The 16,206-nt window shown below is 67.6% G+C and carries 13 protein-coding genes; all 13 read left to right on the top strand.

Translation table 11 applies throughout. The annotated features are described in order from the left end of the window. The first annotated feature begins 16 nt into the window (after positions 1 to 16). The gene (gene efp, locus MRBLMI13_RS04320; RefSeq protein ID WP_042536619.1) at positions 17 to 577 is read left to right on the top strand and encodes an elongation factor P; all 561 of its coding nucleotides are present in this window, start codon (positions 17 to 19) and stop codon (positions 575 to 577) included. A 3-nt stretch (positions 578 to 580) separates the two neighbouring features. Beyond that, entirely contained in the window at positions 581 to 991 is a 411-nt protein-coding gene (nusB, locus tag MRBLMI13_RS04315) for a transcription antitermination factor NusB (protein WP_042536620.1), read from the top strand. A gap of 56 nt (positions 992 to 1,047) precedes the next feature. Further along, positions 1,048 to 4,347, top strand: coding sequence for an SNF2-related protein (locus MRBLMI13_RS04310; protein ID WP_367820181.1), 3,300 nt, complete (start codon positions 1,048 to 1,050; stop codon positions 4,345 to 4,347). Positions 4,348 to 4,422: 75 nt separating this feature from the next. Next, a complete protein-coding gene (locus MRBLMI13_RS04305) occupies positions 4,423 to 6,000 on the top strand; it encodes a Rieske 2Fe-2S domain-containing protein (RefSeq protein WP_042536621.1) in 1,578 nt (525 codons plus the stop codon). Between the two features lies 1 nt (position 6,001). Next, positions 6,002 to 6,586, top strand: coding sequence for a hypothetical protein (locus MRBLMI13_RS04300; RefSeq protein WP_042536622.1), 585 nt, complete (start codon positions 6,002 to 6,004; stop codon positions 6,584 to 6,586). A gap of 68 nt (positions 6,587 to 6,654) precedes the next feature. Continuing rightward, positions 6,655 to 7,185 carry a bifunctional pyr operon transcriptional regulator/uracil phosphoribosyltransferase PyrR gene (gene pyrR, locus MRBLMI13_RS04295; RefSeq protein ID WP_042536623.1) on the top strand — a complete coding sequence of 177 codons (531 nt, stop codon included), beginning with the start codon at positions 6,655 to 6,657 and terminating at the stop codon, positions 7,183 to 7,185. Beyond that, positions 7,182 to 8,147 (top strand): aspartate carbamoyltransferase catalytic subunit, encoded by a 966-nt coding sequence (locus MRBLMI13_RS04290; RefSeq protein WP_367820184.1) that lies wholly within the window; start codon positions 7,182 to 7,184, stop codon positions 8,145 to 8,147. Before pyrR ends, MRBLMI13_RS04290 begins: the two co-directional genes overlap by 4 nt. Next, positions 8,144 to 9,448, top strand: coding sequence for a dihydroorotase (locus tag MRBLMI13_RS04285; RefSeq protein WP_367820186.1), 1,305 nt, complete (start codon positions 8,144 to 8,146; stop codon positions 9,446 to 9,448). The genes MRBLMI13_RS04290 and MRBLMI13_RS04285 overlap by 4 nt, the downstream gene beginning before the upstream one ends. After that, the gene (locus MRBLMI13_RS04280; RefSeq protein WP_042536626.1) at positions 9,445 to 9,972 is read left to right on the top strand and encodes a hypothetical protein; all 528 of its coding nucleotides are present in this window, start codon (positions 9,445 to 9,447) and stop codon (positions 9,970 to 9,972) included. The genes MRBLMI13_RS04285 and MRBLMI13_RS04280 overlap by 4 nt, the downstream gene beginning before the upstream one ends. Beyond that, positions 9,969 to 11,114 (top strand): glutamine-hydrolyzing carbamoyl-phosphate synthase small subunit, encoded by a 1,146-nt coding sequence (carA, locus tag MRBLMI13_RS04275; protein WP_367820188.1) that lies wholly within the window; start codon positions 9,969 to 9,971, stop codon positions 11,112 to 11,114. The genes MRBLMI13_RS04280 and carA overlap by 4 nt, the downstream gene beginning before the upstream one ends. Further along, positions 11,114 to 14,401, top strand: coding sequence for a carbamoyl-phosphate synthase large subunit (carB, locus tag MRBLMI13_RS04270; RefSeq protein WP_367820190.1), 3,288 nt, complete (start codon positions 11,114 to 11,116; stop codon positions 14,399 to 14,401). The genes carA and carB overlap by 1 nt, the downstream gene beginning before the upstream one ends. Next, entirely contained in the window at positions 14,398 to 15,243 is an 846-nt protein-coding gene (gene pyrF, locus MRBLMI13_RS04265; protein WP_079112811.1) for an orotidine-5'-phosphate decarboxylase, read from the top strand. Before carB ends, pyrF begins: the two co-directional genes overlap by 4 nt. Next, positions 15,236 to 16,144, top strand: coding sequence for a guanylate kinase (gmk, locus tag MRBLMI13_RS04260; RefSeq protein ID WP_042536630.1), 909 nt, complete (start codon positions 15,236 to 15,238; stop codon positions 16,142 to 16,144). Before pyrF ends, gmk begins: the two co-directional genes overlap by 8 nt. Positions 16,145 to 16,206: the final 62 nt, after the last annotated feature.

Raw genomic sequence — 16,206 nt, 5'->3', positions numbered from 1 at the left:
ACGGAAAGTCCAGCGCATGGCATCTACCGCAGACATCAAGAACGGCGTCGTCCTCAACATCGAGCGGCAGCTCTGGAGCGTCGTCGAGTTCCAGCACGTCAAGCCCGGCAAGGGCGGCGCGTTCGTCCGCACGAAGCTCAAGAACGTGATGAGCGGCAAGGTCGTCGACAAGACGTTCAACGCCGGCGCGAAGATCGAGATCGAGAACGTCGACCGTCGCGACTACACCTACCTGTACACCGATGGTGACGGGTACGTCTTCATGGACCAGACCGACTACGACCAGATCACTGTCCCCGCGGCGACCGTCGGCGACGCGAAGAACTTCCTGCTCGAGAACCAGCAGGTCACGATCGCGCTCAACAACGGCAACCCGCTGTACATCGATCTGCCGGCGTCCGTGATCCTCGAGATCACCTACTCCGAGCCGGGCGTGCAGGGCGACCGCTCGTCGGCCGGCACCAAGCCAGCCACGCTCGAGACGGGTTACGAGATCCAGGTGCCGCTGTTCGTGGAGACCGGCACCAAGGTCAAGGTCGACACGCGCACCGGCGACTACCTCGGTCGCGAGAAGTAAGGCGTGAGCGCCCGTACGAAGGCGCGCAAGCGCGCACTCGACATCCTGTTCTCCGCCGACGTCCGTGGCGACGAGGTCGCGGTGGCCCTGGCCGCCGAAGCCAAGCGCGCCGCGAGCGAACCCGCCCGCGAGGCCTCCTGGCTGTACGCGCGCGAAGTCGTAGACGGCATCATCGACCACCGCGACGAGATCGACGAGCTCATCACGACGCACAGTCGAGACTGGAAGCTCGAGCGGATGCCCGCGGTCGACCGCGCGCTGCTGCGCATCGGCGTCTGGGAGATCCTGTTCAACGCCGAGGTGCCGACGGCCGTCGCCATCGATGAGGCGGTCGAACTCGCCAAGGAGTTCTCCACCGACGATTCGGGCGCATTCGTGCACGGCGTGCTCGCGCGCGTCTCTCGCGCGGCCTGAGCGACGACTCAGGACGCGGTCTCCGAGATGTCGGAGGCCCTGGGAAGGATGGGGTCATGCCCGCGCCGCACGTCGATCTTCGGGATCTCATGCAGATCACCGATGCGGGTGGTTATCAACGCGGTCTCGCCTATTTTCGCGAGGGCAACGTGCTCGACGTGGTCTGGCATGAGGATCTCCTCGAACTCGAGGGGCATGTTCGCGGCAGCTCCGATGCCCAGTATGTGACCGAGATCCTCTTCCACTCATCGAACGGGACGAGGCGTCCGAGGACGACTCGCTGCTCGTGCCCGGTGGGCAGCGGCTGCAAGCACGTCGTCGCGACGCTGCTCGCGTCCAACGTGCACGAGTACTCCCAGCAGGCGGCGGCTCTTCAGCGTCAGCCCGACGCTCAACCGGAGTCGGCCGCGCCCCGCAGCGCTGCAACGACGTCGTGGCGCAGCCTGCTCGACCCGTCGGTCTCTCGGCACCCCCAGCGCCTCGCGCTCGGGATCGAGCTGCGGCACCGCGAGTCCCGCAACGAGAACCACTGGGGGCCACGCCCCGTTCGTGCTGCGACGGCACGCGATCTGGCACGCCCGAACGGGGAGCTGCTGCTGGCGATCCGTCCGATGATGCGCAGTGCGCAGACCGGCGCCTGGATCCAGGGAGGCGCAGGCTGGGATGCCGTCCGGCGCGACGCCTCACAGTTCGGCCGCGATCAGAACCGCTGGTTCGGCGACCTGCTCAGCATCTCGCGGGATTCGCTGCTCTCCGGCAACGCCGGCGAATGGCTCGTCCTCGACCAGGTCGAGTCCCCTCTGCTCTGGCGGCACCTCCGATCGGGCGCCGAGCTCGGCATCCCGCTCGTCGCGAGTCAGAAGAGCGCCTCGGTGCGCATCGCGGCCGGCGCAGAGGTCTCGACACGCATCACTCGAACGGACGACGGCTCTCTGGCGGTGTCCGCGGACGTGCGCATCGACGATCGAGAGGTTCCTGACCGGGAGGTGCATCCGATCGGCCGCACGGGGGTGTACTCGGTCGGCCTCGTGGGCGCACGGATCGAGATCGTCCTCGCCGAGGTGTCGCTGAGCGAGCAGACGCGCGCACTGCTCGCGGCACCCGATCCGATCGTCGTGCCCTCCGACGACGAGAAGGCGTTCATCGCCGACGCGTATCCGCTGCTGGCGAGACGAAGCACCGTGCGCACGGTCGGCGCGGTCGCGCTCCCCGAAGTTCCCGAGCCGGAGCCCGTGTTGACCGTCAGCTATGAGCGCGGCGATGTCGTGAGCTACACGTTCGAATGGTCATACGGTCAGTTCGGGCGCGTGCCGTTCGCCTGGAACGACGCAGCAGTGCGCGACGCCGCCGTCGAGACCGCCAAGAGGGCGGCGATCGAGGCTGCGTGGCAGGAGTTCCGTACGACGAGCTTCAGGCCGAGCGGTTCCTTCCATGACATCGACGCGGCGGCGTTCGTCGCGGAGGGGGTTCCCGCGCTCGAGGCGGTGGGAGTCCGCGTCGAATCGAGCGGAGAGCGCAAGGCGTACCGCGAGCTGACCGGTGATCCGCAGGTCAAGGTCACGACCGTCGAGTCGACGGACTCCGACTGGTTCGATCTCGGCATCCTCGTGACGATCGACGGCCGGACGATCCCCTTCGGGCCGCTGTTCACGGCACTGAGCAAGGGGCGCAAGAAGCTGCTCCTCTCCGATGGCGGGTACTTCTCACTCAACCACCCGTCGCTGGATCGTCTCCGTGACCTCATCGAGGAGGCGGGCGAGCTCGACGAGTGGGAGACGGGCCCCCGGATCAGTCGCTACCAGACCGATCTCTGGGAGGAGTTCGAGGATCTCGCAGACGAGGCCGAGCCTGCCGTCAGCTGGCGCGCCACGGCTGACGGGCTTCGTCAGGCCACCGGTGTCCCCCCGACGCCCGTTCCCGAGGGGGTTCAGGCGGAGTTGCGCCCCTATCAGAAGACCGGCTTCGACTGGCTGGTCTTCCTGTGGCGTCATCGGCTGGGCGGAATCCTCGCCGACGACATGGGTCTCGGCAAGACCCTGCAGCTCCTGACGTTCGTGCAGCACACGAGGGATGCCGGCGAGACGCGGCCGTTCCTCGTGCTCGCGCCCACGTCGGTGCTGAGCACCTGGCGGTCGGAGGCCGCGCGATTCACTCCGGGGCTTCGCGTGTCGATCGTCGACAGCACGAGCGGAAAACGAGCTGACGTGCTGAGGGCGGCGGCACGGTCGAGCGATCTCGTCGTCAGCTCGTACACGGTCGCACGACTCGACGAAGAGGAGTTCCGCGAGGTCGAGTGGGCCGGGCTGATCCTCGACGAGGCCCAGTTCGTCAAGAACCCCAAGACGAGACTCCACCGCGCCATCTCGACGTTCCGTGCCGACGTCACGTACGCCGTGACCGGCACGCCGATGGAGAACAGCCTCTCCGAGCTGTGGTCGCTTCTCAAACTCGCCGCGCCGGGGCTCTTCCCCTCGGCGCGGAAGTTCAAGGACCGGTACATCCAGCCGATCGAGAAGGGGAAGGTCCCCGAGAACGAGGAGGGCGGCGAGTATCGCGCTCGGCGCCTCGCCCAGCTCCGTCGTCGCGTCAGGCCTCTGATGCTGCGGCGCACGAAGGAGCTCGTGGCGCCCGATCTCCCTGCCAAGCAGGAGCAGCTTCTCGAGGTCGAGATGAGCCCGGAGCACAAGGCGCTCTACGACGTCGTGCTGCAGCGCGAGCGTCAGAAGGTCCTGGGGCTGATCGACGATCTCGATCGCAACCGCTTCATCGTGTTCCGCTCTCTCACGCTGCTGCGGATGCTGAGCCTCGCACCTGCGTTGGTCGACGAAGCCGATGCGGACATCGGCTCGAGCAAGCTCGACACGCTTCTCGAGCGAGTGGTCGAGCTGCAGGCCGAGGGGCACCGCGCGCTCGTGTTCAGCCAGTTCACCTCGTTCCTCGATCTCGCAGCTGCTCGTCTCGAGGCCGCCGGCATCCCGTATGCGCATCTCGACGGCTCGACGCGGCGCAGAGAGCAGGTGATCGACGGGTTCAAGGCGGGGGAGCAGCCGGTGTTCCTGATCAGTCTGAAGGCCGGTGGGTTCGGACTCACGCTGACCGAAGCCGACTATGTCTTCCTTCTCGATCCCTGGTGGAACCCGGCCGCCGAAGAGCAGGCGATCGACCGCACGCATCGCATCGGGCAGACGAATCAGGTGTTCGTCTATCGGATGATCTCGACCGGCACGATCGAGGAGAAGGTCCTCGAGCTTCAGCGCCGCAAGGCCAGGCTCTTCACCGCGGTGATGGACGACGACGAGCTCTTCGCGCAGTCGCTCACGGCCGACGACATCAAGGGTCTGTTCGACGAGGCCTGATTTGTTCCGGCCGGGTCACCGCATCCGTCCAGCACCCCGTCGGTAGAATCGAACGGTTCACTTCAGGAGGAATGCATGCGGATCACGGGACTCGGCCACGCCGGGATGTTCATCGAGACAGTCGGCGGGAACATCATCTGCGACCCGGTTCTCGGGCCCTCGTTCTTCGGCTCGTGGTTCCCGTTCCCCGACAACCGTGCGCTCGACTGGGAGCGGTTCGGCCGCGAGGCGGACTTCCTCTACATCTCGCACCGGCACCGCGACCACTTCGACCCGACGCTGCTCGAGCGCTACATCCGCAAGGACATCGAGGTGCTGCTGCCCGAGTACCCCATCGATGACCTCGAACAGGACATCAGAGCGCTGGGATACACGAACATCACCTACGCGCCGGCGGGCAGGATCATCGAGCGCGGCGATCTCAAGATCATGATCACGCCGTTGCGAGCGCCGAGCGACGGCCCCATCGGCGACTCGTCGCTGAGCGTCGACGACGGCACCGGATCGGTGCTCAACCAGAACGACTCCCACCCCCTCGACCTCGACACGCTGCTGCACTTCGGCAAGCCCGACGCGTACTTCACGCAGGTCTCGGGTGCGATCTGGTGGCCCATGGTCTACGACCTGCCGATGGACGCGAAGCAGAACTTCGCGAAGCTCAAGCGAGACGCGCAGAACAAGCGAGCGATGTACTACATCGACAAGGTGGATGCTCCGCACGTCTTCCCGATGGCAGGGCCGCCCATGTTCCTGCGCGACGATCTCTTCGACTTCAACGGGGTCGGACGCAACGGTGAGTCCATCTTCACGGACCAGAAGCAGTTCCTCGCCCACATGAAGGAGCTCTCGCCGCAGTACGACGGGCATCTGTTCGTTCCGGGGACGGTCGTGACCGTCGATGCCGGTCATGTGTCGACCGAGCAGACGCTGTACTCCGAGGCGGAGCTCGCCCACATCTTCGATGAGAAGTGGGACTACCTCGAAGAGCAGCGGGCGTCCCGCCAGCAGGAGATCCTCGATGAGGAGGCTTCTCGCGCAGAGGTCCTTCCTGCCGCCGAGATGCTCGAGGAGCTGAAGACCTGGTGGGAGCCGCTGCTGAAGAAGTCGCGCACCATCCGCCTCGGAGTCGGTGGCTGCGTGCGATTCAGGATCGGCGACCTCGACATGGTCGTGGACTTCCCTCGGGCGAAGGTCCGCGAGTATGCGGGCGAGGAGTGCATCTACTGGTACACGATCCCCGCTGATCTCGTCTCGACGAACATCCGCGATCATGAGATCGACTGGTCGAACTCGATCTTCCTCTCCATGCAGTTCCAGGTGGGACGCAGCGGCAAGTTCAACGAGTTCCTGACGACGTTCCTCAAGTGCCTCTCGGTCGACCGCATCGAGTACGTCGAGAACTGGTACCAGGAGCAGACGGATCAGACCGAGGACGCCGAGATCGGCGACTGGGTCGTGCAGCGCCGCTGCCCGCACCTGCGTGCCGACCTGACCAAGACCGGCAAGGTCGACGAAGACGGCATCCTGACCTGCAGCATGCACGACTGGAAGTGGGACCTGAAGACCGGTCGCTGCCTGTCGACGAGCGGTCACCCCATCCGTTCCACGAAGATCGACGAGGTCAGCGACGCTGTGCTCAGCGAGGCCAGCTGACGTGTCACGAACCCCGCATCCGCAGGGATCGGGTCGTGATGCCCGAACGACGCGGCTCGAGTACAAGGGGCCGTTGCGCGGTGCGCGATGGATCGTGCGATCCGACTCCGAGCGACTCGTGCGCATCGCCGCGGACTTCTTGACCGGCGTGGGCTTCGAGCGCCGCGACGACGACTTCGACGGCAGGCTCCGCGCGCGAGGCTCGGAGTGGACGGCGACCGCGCTCGAGATCGGCGACGAGAAGGGCTCGAAACGCAGCTGGTGGCGAGGCTTGCTGACCGATGAACTGCCCTTCCCGTTGCCCCACGCGCTGCAGCCCGTGCTGCCCCCGACGCTCGTCGTGGCCGCAGCTCGCCCCGTCGCCGTCGGCGTGGCCGAGCTCGTCGTCTTCCCGCACACTTCGGCACGTGGAGATGCGACGCATGCGCGCGCAGCGGCACCACGCGTCACATCCGCCCTGGAACAGATCACCGCCGCCGCCGGGGCTGAGGGCGCGATGCTCTCGCACGAGTCGCTCTCTGGCATAGCGAACGACGGCTCGCCCGCCTCGCAGGCGGTCGTGCGTGAAGTCCTGGAGTGGCGCTGAGTCGCGCTAGACTGGGTCAATCAAGCAACCTTTAACACCGTCCTGTGAGGCGGAGAAGGGAGCGGCCGATGAGTGCACGAACTGTGCTGCACGAAGCCGATATCTCGCGGGCATTGACCCGCATCGCACATGAGATCCTCGAATCCAATCGGGGGGCTGAGAACCTCGTCCTGCTGGGAATTCCGACCCGCGGAGTCACTCTCGCCCATCGCCTGTCCGCTGTGATCGGTGAGATCGCACAGACCGCCGTTCCCGTGGGAGCGCTCGACGTCACACTCTTCCGGGATGATCTCGCGAAGCAGCCGACGCGGTCCCCTCGTCCGACGGACATCCCCGCCGGCGGCATCGACGGCAAGACGGTCGTCCTCGTCGACGACGTGCTCTTCTCCGGTCGCAGCATCCGCGCTGCGCTCGATGCGCTGCAGTCGATCGGCCGTCCCTCGATCGTGCGCCTCGCGATCCTGGTCGATCGGGGTCACCGCGAACTGCCGATCCGGCCCGACTTCGTCGGCAAGAACATCCCGTCGTCCCGTCAGGAGCGAGTCAACGTGCGGCTGGCCGAACATGACGGCGCCGAGGAGGTGACGATCGAAGCATGAGACACCTCCTCGACACCCGCACCCTCGATCGCGAGACGGCTCTGCGCATCCTCGACGTCGCCGAGGACATGTCCGACACGCAGTCACGCGAGGTCAAGAAACTCCCGACCCTCCGCGGCAAGACCGTCGTGAACCTCTTCTTCGAGGACTCGACGCGAACCCGCATCTCGTTCGAGGCCGCAGCGAAGCGTCTGTCGGCCGACGTCATCAACTTCGCGGCCAAGGGGTCGAGCATCTCCAAGGGGGAGAGCCTGAAGGACACCGCCCAGACGCTGCAGGCGATGGGCGCGGATGCGGTCGTCATCCGCCACCCTGCATCAGGTGCGCCGCAGACACTCGCCACCAGCGGCTGGATCTCGGCCGGGGTGGTCAATGCCGGCGACGGCACGCACGAACACCCGACCCAGGCGCTCCTCGACGCGTTCACGATCCGCAAACGGCGCTTCGGCGCCGACAGCCGCGGTCGCGATCTCGCCGGCATCCGGGTCGTGATCGTCGGCGACGTGCTGCACTCGCGGGTCGCGCGATCGAACGTCTGGCTGCTCGCCACACTCGGCGCCGAGGTGACCCTGGTCGCTCCGCCCACCCTGGTGCCGCAGAACGTCTCGCTCTGGCCCGCCAGGGTCGTCTACGACCTCGACCAGGCTCTAGCCGAGGGGCCCGACGCCGTGATGATGCTCCGCATCCAGCTCGAGCGCATGAACGCCGCATATTTCCCCACTGAGCGGGAGTATTCCAGACGATGGGGTCTTGACGCACTGCGTGTGGCCGGCCTTCCGGACGGTAGCATTGTCATGCACCCCGGACCCATGAACCGAGGGTTGGAGATCTCCTCCGAAGCCGCCGATTCCCCGCGCTCGACCGTGCTGGAACAGGTGACGAACGGGGTGTCCATCCGCATGGCGGTGCTGTACCTGCTCCTTGCAGGAGAACGAGACGACGAACGAGGGGGAGACCAGTGAGCGAGACCCTCGTCATCACCGGCGCACAGCTTCTCGGTGCCGAGCGCGCCGACATCATCGTGGAGAACGGTCTGATCACCGAGATCGGCACCGGGCTGAGCCGTGGGGGTGCGCGGGTCATCGACGCCGACGGCCTGGTGGCACTTCCTGGACTCGTCGATCTGCACACCCATCTGCGCGAACCCGGCTACGAAGCATCCGAGACGATCCTCACCGGCACCAGGGCGGCCGCGGCCGGCGGGTTCACCGCCGTGTTCGCCATGCCGAACACGTCTCCGGTGGCCGACACCGCGGGCGTCGTGGAGCAGGAGCTCGCGCTCGGTGAAGCGGCCGGGTACGCGACCGTGCAGCCCATCGGCGCCGTGACCGTGGGGCAGAAGGGCGACCGACTCGCCGAGCTCGGTGCGATGGCGACATCCCGTGCGCAGGTTCGCGTCTTCAGCGATGACGGATTCTGCGTCTTCGACCCGCTGATCATGCGTCGCGCGCTCGAGTACGTAAAGTCCTTCGGCGGCGTCATCGCGCAGCACGCGCAGGACCCCCGCCTCACCGAGGGCGCCCAGATGAACGAGGGCACCGTCTCGGCCGAGCTCGGCCTCGCCGGATGGCCGGCCGTCGCCGAGGAGTCGATCATCGCCCGCGATGTGCTCCTCGCCGAGCACGTCGGATCGCGTCTGCACGTCTGCCACCTGTCCACGGCCGGCTCCGTCGACATCATCCGCTGGGCCAAGAAGCGGGGCATCGACGTCACGGCCGAGGTCACTCCGCATCATCTGCTCCTCACCGATGAGCTCGTGCGCGGGTACGACGCGCGCTACAAGGTCAATCCGCCGCTGCGTCGTGAGGAGGACGTCCTGGCGGTGCGCGAAGGCCTCGCCGACGGCACCATCGACATCGTCGCGACCGACCACGCGCCGCACCCGAGCGAGCACAAGTCGTGCGAGTGGCAGGCCGCCGCCAACGGCATGGTCGGACTCGAGAGCGCGCTGCGCGTCGTGCACCAGTCGATGGTGCATACCGGCCTGATCGGCTGGGAGGACGTCGCTCGGGTGATGAGCGCCGCGCCCGCGCGGATCGGCCGTCTCTCGGGCCACGGGCTGCCTCTCGAGGCGGGTGCTCCCGCGCAGATCACCCTCTACGACCCGTCCGTCGCCGGCGTCTTCACCGAATCGGACCTGCACGGTCGCAGCGTGAACTCGCCCTACCTCGGCCGCGACCTCCCCGGTCGCGTCGAATTCACGGTGCACCGCGGAGTCCTGACGGTCGACGGCGCAGACGTCGTCGAGGAGCTGAACGCATGAGCGCACGCGACATCGCCATCGCGATCACCATCGCCGTGGCGGCGCTCGTGCTCGTCGTCATGTTCACCGCGTGGCGACGACGACTCCGACGCGACTCTGGTCTCTCGGCGCCCCTCGGAGTGCCGGAGCACGCCGAGGTGATCGCCCGTCGTGAGGTGCTCTACGTCTCGACGACCAAGCACGACCAGCCGCTGGAGCGGCTGACCCTGCACCCGCTCGCCTACCGAGCCAGGGGAGAGGTCGCCGTCACTGATCGCGGCCTCGCGCTCTGCCTCGACGGGGCGCCGACGGTCTTCCTCGCCTCCGCACGGCTCGCGAGCGTCGATCGTGCGACCGTGACGATCGACCGCGTCGTGGAACCGGGCGGACTCGTCCGCGTCGCCTGGAGCGCAGACGACGACACGATCGTCGACTCGTACCTCCGCCTGACAGACGGCGACCCCCAGAACTTCATCTCAGAACTGCAGCGCCTCGTCCCGGCCACGGACGACGCCGCCGCCCCCGACACAGGAGCAACGTCATGACAGCCCTCCCCGAACCCGCCGTCCTCGTCCTCGAAGACGGGACCCGCCACACGGGCCGTGCATACGGCGCGCGGGGCACCACTTTCGGCGAGGTCGTCTTCGCCACCGGCATGTCCGGCTACCAGGAGACCCTCACCGATCCCTCGTACGCAGGCCAGATCGTCTTGCAGACGGCACCGCACATCGGCAACACCGGCATGAACGACGAAGACCGCGAGTCCCGTCGCATCTGGGTGGCCGGCTACATCGTCCGCGACCCCTCGCGCGTCGTCTCGAACTGGCGAGCCAACGCCTCGCTCGACGAGATCCTCGAGCGAGACGGCATCGTGGGCATCAGCGGCATCGACACCCGCTCGATCACCCGACACATCCGCTCGGCCGGCTCGATGCGCGGCGGCGTGTTCTCGGGCGACGCCGCAAAGATCGACCCCGAAGAGCAGCTGCGGCTCGTGCGCGAAGCCCCCGAGATGGCCGGTCAGAACCTCTCGTCGCAGGTCTCTGTCGACGTCGCCACGGTGACGACGGCCATGGGGGAGCGGGTCGGCAACCTCGCCGTCCTCGACCTCGGCGTCAAGCAGGCCACGATCGACAATCTGGCAGCCCGCGGCTTCGAGGTGCACGTGCTGCCGCAGAACGTCACGATCGACGACATCCGCTCGATCGATCCGGTCGCGGTCTTCTACTCGAACGGCCCCGGCGATCCCGCGGCCTCCGGTGACCACGTCGAACTGCTCCGCGCGGTCCTCGACGACGGGCTGCCGTTCTTCGGCATCTGCTTCGGCAACCAGCTGCTCGGCCGAGCGCTGGGCCTCGGCACCTACAAGCTGCCGTTCGGTCACCGCGGCATCAACCAGCCCGTGCTCGACAAGTCGACCGGTCGGGTCGAGATCACCGCGCACAACCACGGTTTCGCCGTGGAAGCGCCGCTGGAGGGTTCGTTCGACAGCCCCCACGGCTACGGCAGGGTCGAAGTCAGCCACGTCGGTCTGAACGACAACGTCGTGGAGGGCCTCCGCGCCCTCGACATCCCGGCGTTCTCGGTGCAGTACCACCCGGAGGCCGCCGCCGGCCCGCACGACGCCAACTATCTCTTCGACCGGTTCCGTGACATGGTCATCGCCAGCAAGAAGGACGCCAAGTAATGCCCAAGCGCGACGACATCAACTCCGTTCTCGTCATCGGCTCCGGCCCGATCGTCATCGGTCAGGCCTGCGAGTTCGACTACTCCGGCACCCAGGCCTGCCGCGTGCTCCGCGAAGAGGGCGTCAGGGTCATCCTGGTCAACTCCAACCCGGCCACGATCATGACCGACCCCGACTTCGCCGACGCGACGTACATCGAGCCGATCACGTGGCAGGTCATCGAGACGATCATCGCGAAGGAGCGCCCTGACGCGATCCTTCCGACTCTCGGTGGACAGACCGCCCTGAACGCCGCGATCGAGCTGCACAACCACGGCATCCTCGAGAAGTACGACGTCGAGCTGATCGGCGCGAGCTTCGAGGCGATCAACAAGGGCGAGGACCGCCAGATCTTCAAGCAGCTCGTGCTCGACGCCGGAGCCGACGTCGCCCGCAGCATCATCGCGCACACGATGGACGACCTGCTCGAGGGTGCGGCCGAGCTGGGCTATCCGCTCGTCGTGCGCCCTTCGTTCACGATGGGCGGTCTCGGCTCGGGCTTCGCATACGACGAAGAGGACCTGCGCCGCATCGGCGGGGCCGGTCTGCGCGATTCGCCGACCACCGAGGTGCTCCTGGAGGAGTCGATCCTCGGCTGGAAGGAGTACGAGCTCGAGCTCATGCGCGACACCGCCGACAACACGGTGGTCGTCTGCTCGATCGAGAACGTCGACCCGGTCGGCGTGCACACGGGCGACTCGATCACGGTCGCCCCGGCTCTGACGCTCACCGACCGCGAGTACCAGAAGCTCCGCGACATCGGCATCGACATCATCCGCGCCGTCGGCGTCGACACCGGTGGCTGCAACATCCAGTTCGCCGTCGACCCCAGCAACGGCCGCATCATCGTCATCGAGATGAACCCGCGCGTCTCGCGCTCGAGCGCCCTCGCCTCGAAGGCCACCGGATTCCCGATCGCCAAGCTCGCGGCCAAGCTCGCACTCGGCTACCGTCTCGACGAGATCCCCAACGACATCACGGGTGTCACCCCGGCGAGCTTCGAGCCCACGCTCGACTACGTCGTCGTCAAGGTGCCGCGATTCGCGTTCGAGAAGTTCCCGGCCGCCGATGCGACGCTGACGACCACCATGAAGTCGGTGGGTGAGGCCATGGCGATCGGCCGCAACTACGCGACCGCGCTGCAGAAGGCGCTGCGCTCGCTCGAGAAGCGCGGCTCGAGCTTCCACTGGGGCGAGGAGAACCGCTCGGCAGACGAGCTGCTCGAGATCTCGAAGATCCCGACCGACGGTCGCATCGTCACCCTGCAGCAGGCGCTGCGCAAGGGTGCGACAGTCGAGCAGGCGTTCGAGGCGACCGCGATCGACCCGTGGTTCATCGACCAGATCGTGCTGATCAACGAGGTCGCCGAGACCGTGCGCACGGCGCCCGAGCTCGATGCGGCCACGCTGCGCTATGCCAAGGAGCACGGATTCTCCGACGCGCAGATCGCACAGCTCCGGGGTGACGACGAGGCCGAGATCCGCGGTGTGCGCCACGGCCTGGGCATCCGCCCCGTGTACAAGACGGTCGACACCTGCGCCGGCGAGTTCCCGGCTCTCACGCCGTACCACTACTCGAGCTACGACTTCGAGACCGAGGTCATGCCATCGGATCGCACCAAGGTCGTGATCATCGGATCCGGTCCCAACCGCATCGGCCAGGGCGTCGAGTTCGACTACTCCTGCGTGCACGCGTCTTTCGCGCTGTCGGATGCCGGCTTCGAGACCATCATGGTCAACTGCAACCCCGAGACCGTGTCCACCGACTACGACACGTCCGACCGGCTCTACTTCGAGCCGCTGACGCTCGAGGACGTGCTCGAGGTGCTCGACGCGGAAGCCGCCAGCGGCACCATCCTCGGCGTCGTCTGCCAGCTCGGCGGCCAGACGCCGCTGGGTCTCGCCAAGGGCATCGAGGCCGCGGGCTACACCGTGCTCGGCACGAGCCCCGAGGCCATCGACATCGCCGAAGAGCGCGAGCTGTTCTCCCAGCTGCTCGACTCGGCGGTTCTCATCGCACCGCGTCACGGCACCGCTGTGAACGCTGACGCCGCGGTGGCCGTTGCCGACGAGATCGGCTACCCCGTGCTCGTCCGTCCGAGCTTCGTGCTCGGCGGCCGGGGAATGGAGATCGTCTACAGCGCGGAGTCGCTGCGCGAGTACTTCGTGCGCACGGCGGGCGAGGTCATCATCGAGGAGGGCAAGCCCCTGCTCGTCGACCGATTCCTCGACGATGCGATCGAGCTCGATGTCGACGCGCTGTACGACGGCACCGATCTGTACATCGGCGGCGTGATGGAGCACCTCGAGGAGGCCGGCATCCACTCGGGCGACTCCAGCTGCACGCTGCCGCCGGTCTCGCTCGGCCGCACCGACATCGACCGGGTGCGCGAGGCGACCCTCGCGATCGCGAAGGGTGTCGGCGTGCGCGGTCTGCTCAACGTGCAGTTCGCGATCAGCGCCGGCGTGCTCTACGTCATCGAGGCGAACCCGCGCGCGAGCCGCACGGTGCCGTTCGTCTCGAAGGCGCTGGGCATCCCGATGGCGAAGGCCGCGAGCCGCATCATGGTCGGCTCGACCATCGCCGAGCTCCGCGCCGAGGGCATGCTCCCCGAGCAGGACGGCTCTCGTGTGCCGCTCGACGCCCCCGTCTCGGTGAAGGAGGCCGTGCTTCCCTTCAAGCGGTTCCGCACGGCCGACGGCAAGACCGTCGACTCGATCCTCGGCCCGGAGATGCGCTCGACCGGCGAGGTCATGGGCATCGACCGCGACTTCCCGACCGCGTTCGCGAAGAGCCAGGCGGCCGCGTACGGAGGGATGCCGACCTCGGGCACCGTGTTCATCTCGGTGGCCGACTCCGACAAGCGCGCGGTGATCCTGCCGGCCCACCGTCTGCAGCAGCTCGGGTTCACGATCGTGGCCACCGAGGGCACGGCCGAGATCCTCTCGCGCAACGGCATCGCGGTGACCGTGGTCGAGAAGTACAGCGAGACCCAGGAGTCGGGCGCGACCAACATCGTCGACCTCATCAACGACGGGTCGATCGACATCGTCGTGAACACGCCTTCGGGTGGAGCGGCGCGTGCCGACGGCTACGAGATCCGTGCGGCGGCCGTCGCGGCCGACAAGGCGCTGTTCACCACGATGGCAGTGCTCGGCGCAGCGGTGAGCGGCATGGATGCAGCCCACGAGGGCTTCCAGGTGAAGAGCCTTCAGGAGTACGCACTCGACCGGAAGGCCGCTCTGTGAGCGCACGCTTCGGCGAACGGGTCCGTGCCGCCCTCGCGGCGCACGGCCCGCTGTGCGTGGGTATCGACCCGCATGCGGCGCTGCTCGCGGACTGGGGGCTCGGTGACGACGCCTCCGGCGTCCGCGAGTTCGGGCTGCGCACGGTCGAGGCCGCCGTTGGCCGTGCCGCGATCGTGAAACCGCAGGTGTCGTTCTTCGAGCGCTTCGGCTCTGCGGGGTTCGCGGCCCTCGAAGAGGTGCTCGCGGCTGCGCGCGCGGCCGGACTCATCGTGATCGCGGATGCCAAGCGCGGCGACATCGGCTCGACCATGGATGCGTATGCGGCGGCGTGGCTCACACCGGGGTCTCCGCTCGAGGCCGACGCCCTGACCGTCAACCCGTTCCTCGGGGTCGGTGCGCTCGACGGCGCCTTCGCCCTCGCCGGCGAGCACGACAAGGGCCTTTTCGTGCTCGCCGCGACGAGCAACCCTGAGGCGCAGACTCTGCAGCGCTCGGTCTCCGAGACCGGCCGCGCCGTGTCTGCGGACATCATCTCGGTCGTCTCGGCACGCAATGCGGAGCACTCGGAGGCAGGCGAGTGGGGGAGCTTCGGCTTCGTCATCGGAGCGACGGTGGACTGGACGGATGCCGGCATCGCCGCATTCGCGCCGGTGGCACCCGTCCTCGCCCCCGGTTTCGGCACGCAGGGCGCGACTCCGGCAGACCTGCACCGGCGGTTCGGCTCGATGAGCCCCGCGGTGATCGCGAGCGAGAGCCGCAGCATCCTCTCGGCCGGACCCGCTGGTCTCGCCGCCGCCATCGACGCCCGCGTCGCAGAGTACAGGGAGGCCGGCCGTGGCTGAGTCCCGTCCCGTCCCCGAGGTCGATCGTGCCGCCGCCGCACGCAAGGCGGTCGAGCGGCGCCGCGCCCGTGCGTCGCTCAAGCGCGATCTGACGACGCGTGTCGTCACCCCGCAGTCGGTGCTCGAGCGCGCCACCGCCGACCCCGACTCGGTCGAGGGATCGATGCGCATCACGGACTTCCTGCTCGCCCTCCCTGCCATCGGGGCGGGCAAGCGCGACCGGATCCTCGCAGAACTGCACATCTCGCCGGTCAAGCGACTGGGCGGTCTCGGCGTCAGGCAACGGCTGGCGCTCACGCAGTGGCTCGACACGCGCTTCCCGCTCCTGCAGCCGCGGGGCGCACGCAGCCGTCTGCTGGTGCTCGCCGGCCCGACCGCTGTGGGCAAGGGCACGGTCGCTGCCCACATCCGCGAGCACAATCCCGAGATCCATCTGTCGGTCTCGGCGACGACCCGCGCACCGCGCCCGGGCGAGATCGACGGCGTGCACTACTACTTCGTCGACGACGCGGAGTTCGATCGGCTGATCGCCGAGGACGAGCTTCTCGAGTACGCGGTCGTGCACAACAGGTCGCGATACGGAACTCCGCGTGCCCCGATCGATGCCGCGCTGGCCGCCGGCAAGACCGTTCTGCTCGAGATCGACCTGCAGGGTGCGCGCCAGGTGCGCAAGGCCGAGCCTGCGGCGACGCTCATCTTCCTGCTGCCGCCGACCTGGGACGAACTGGTTCAGAGACTGGTCGGTCGAGGCACCGAGGGTGCCGAGGAACGCGCTCGCAGACTGCGCACCGCGAAGGTGGAGCTCGCCGCGCAGAACGAGTTCGATCACCTCATCGTGAACGAGGACGTCGCCGCCGCGGCCGCAGAGGTCGTAGAATTGTCTTCAAGCTCTGCGCGCTGAGCTTCTTCGCGCGCCGCAGCACAGTCTTCGCGACGATCCCGTCGCCTGATCAGGAGGTCCCA

Origin of the sequence: Microbacterium sp. LMI13-1-1.1 (assembly GCF_040815625.1) — a bacterium.
In the GTDB taxonomy this organism is placed as follows: Bacteria; Actinomycetota; Actinomycetes; order Actinomycetales; family Microbacteriaceae; genus Microbacterium; species Microbacterium forte.
The sequence above is the reverse complement of the archived record's forward strand: the minus strand, read 5'-3'. Positions and strand labels throughout refer to the sequence as shown.

Excerpts from the sequence above, each read along its gene's own strand:
- MRBLMI13_RS04310 (WP_367820181.1), top strand. The coding sequence starts at position 1,048 with ATGCCCGCGCCGCACGTCGATCTTCGGGATCTCATGCAGATCACCGAT.
- carA (WP_367820188.1), top strand. The coding sequence starts at position 9,969 with ATGACAGCCCTCCCCGAACCCGCCGTCCTCGTCCTCGAAGACGGGACC.
- carB (WP_367820190.1), top strand. The coding sequence starts at position 11,114 with ATGCCCAAGCGCGACGACATCAACTCCGTTCTCGTCATCGGCTCCGGC.
- pyrR (WP_042536623.1), top strand. The coding sequence starts at position 6,655 with ATGAGTGCACGAACTGTGCTGCACGAAGCCGATATCTCGCGGGCATTG.
- efp (WP_042536619.1), top strand. The coding sequence starts at position 17 with ATGGCATCTACCGCAGACATCAAGAACGGCGTCGTCCTCAACATCGAG.
- MRBLMI13_RS04305 (WP_042536621.1), top strand. The coding sequence starts at position 4,423 with ATGCGGATCACGGGACTCGGCCACGCCGGGATGTTCATCGAGACAGTC.
- MRBLMI13_RS04290 (WP_367820184.1), top strand. The coding sequence starts at position 7,182 with ATGAGACACCTCCTCGACACCCGCACCCTCGATCGCGAGACGGCTCTG.
- MRBLMI13_RS04280 (WP_042536626.1), top strand. The coding sequence starts at position 9,445 with ATGAGCGCACGCGACATCGCCATCGCGATCACCATCGCCGTGGCGGCG.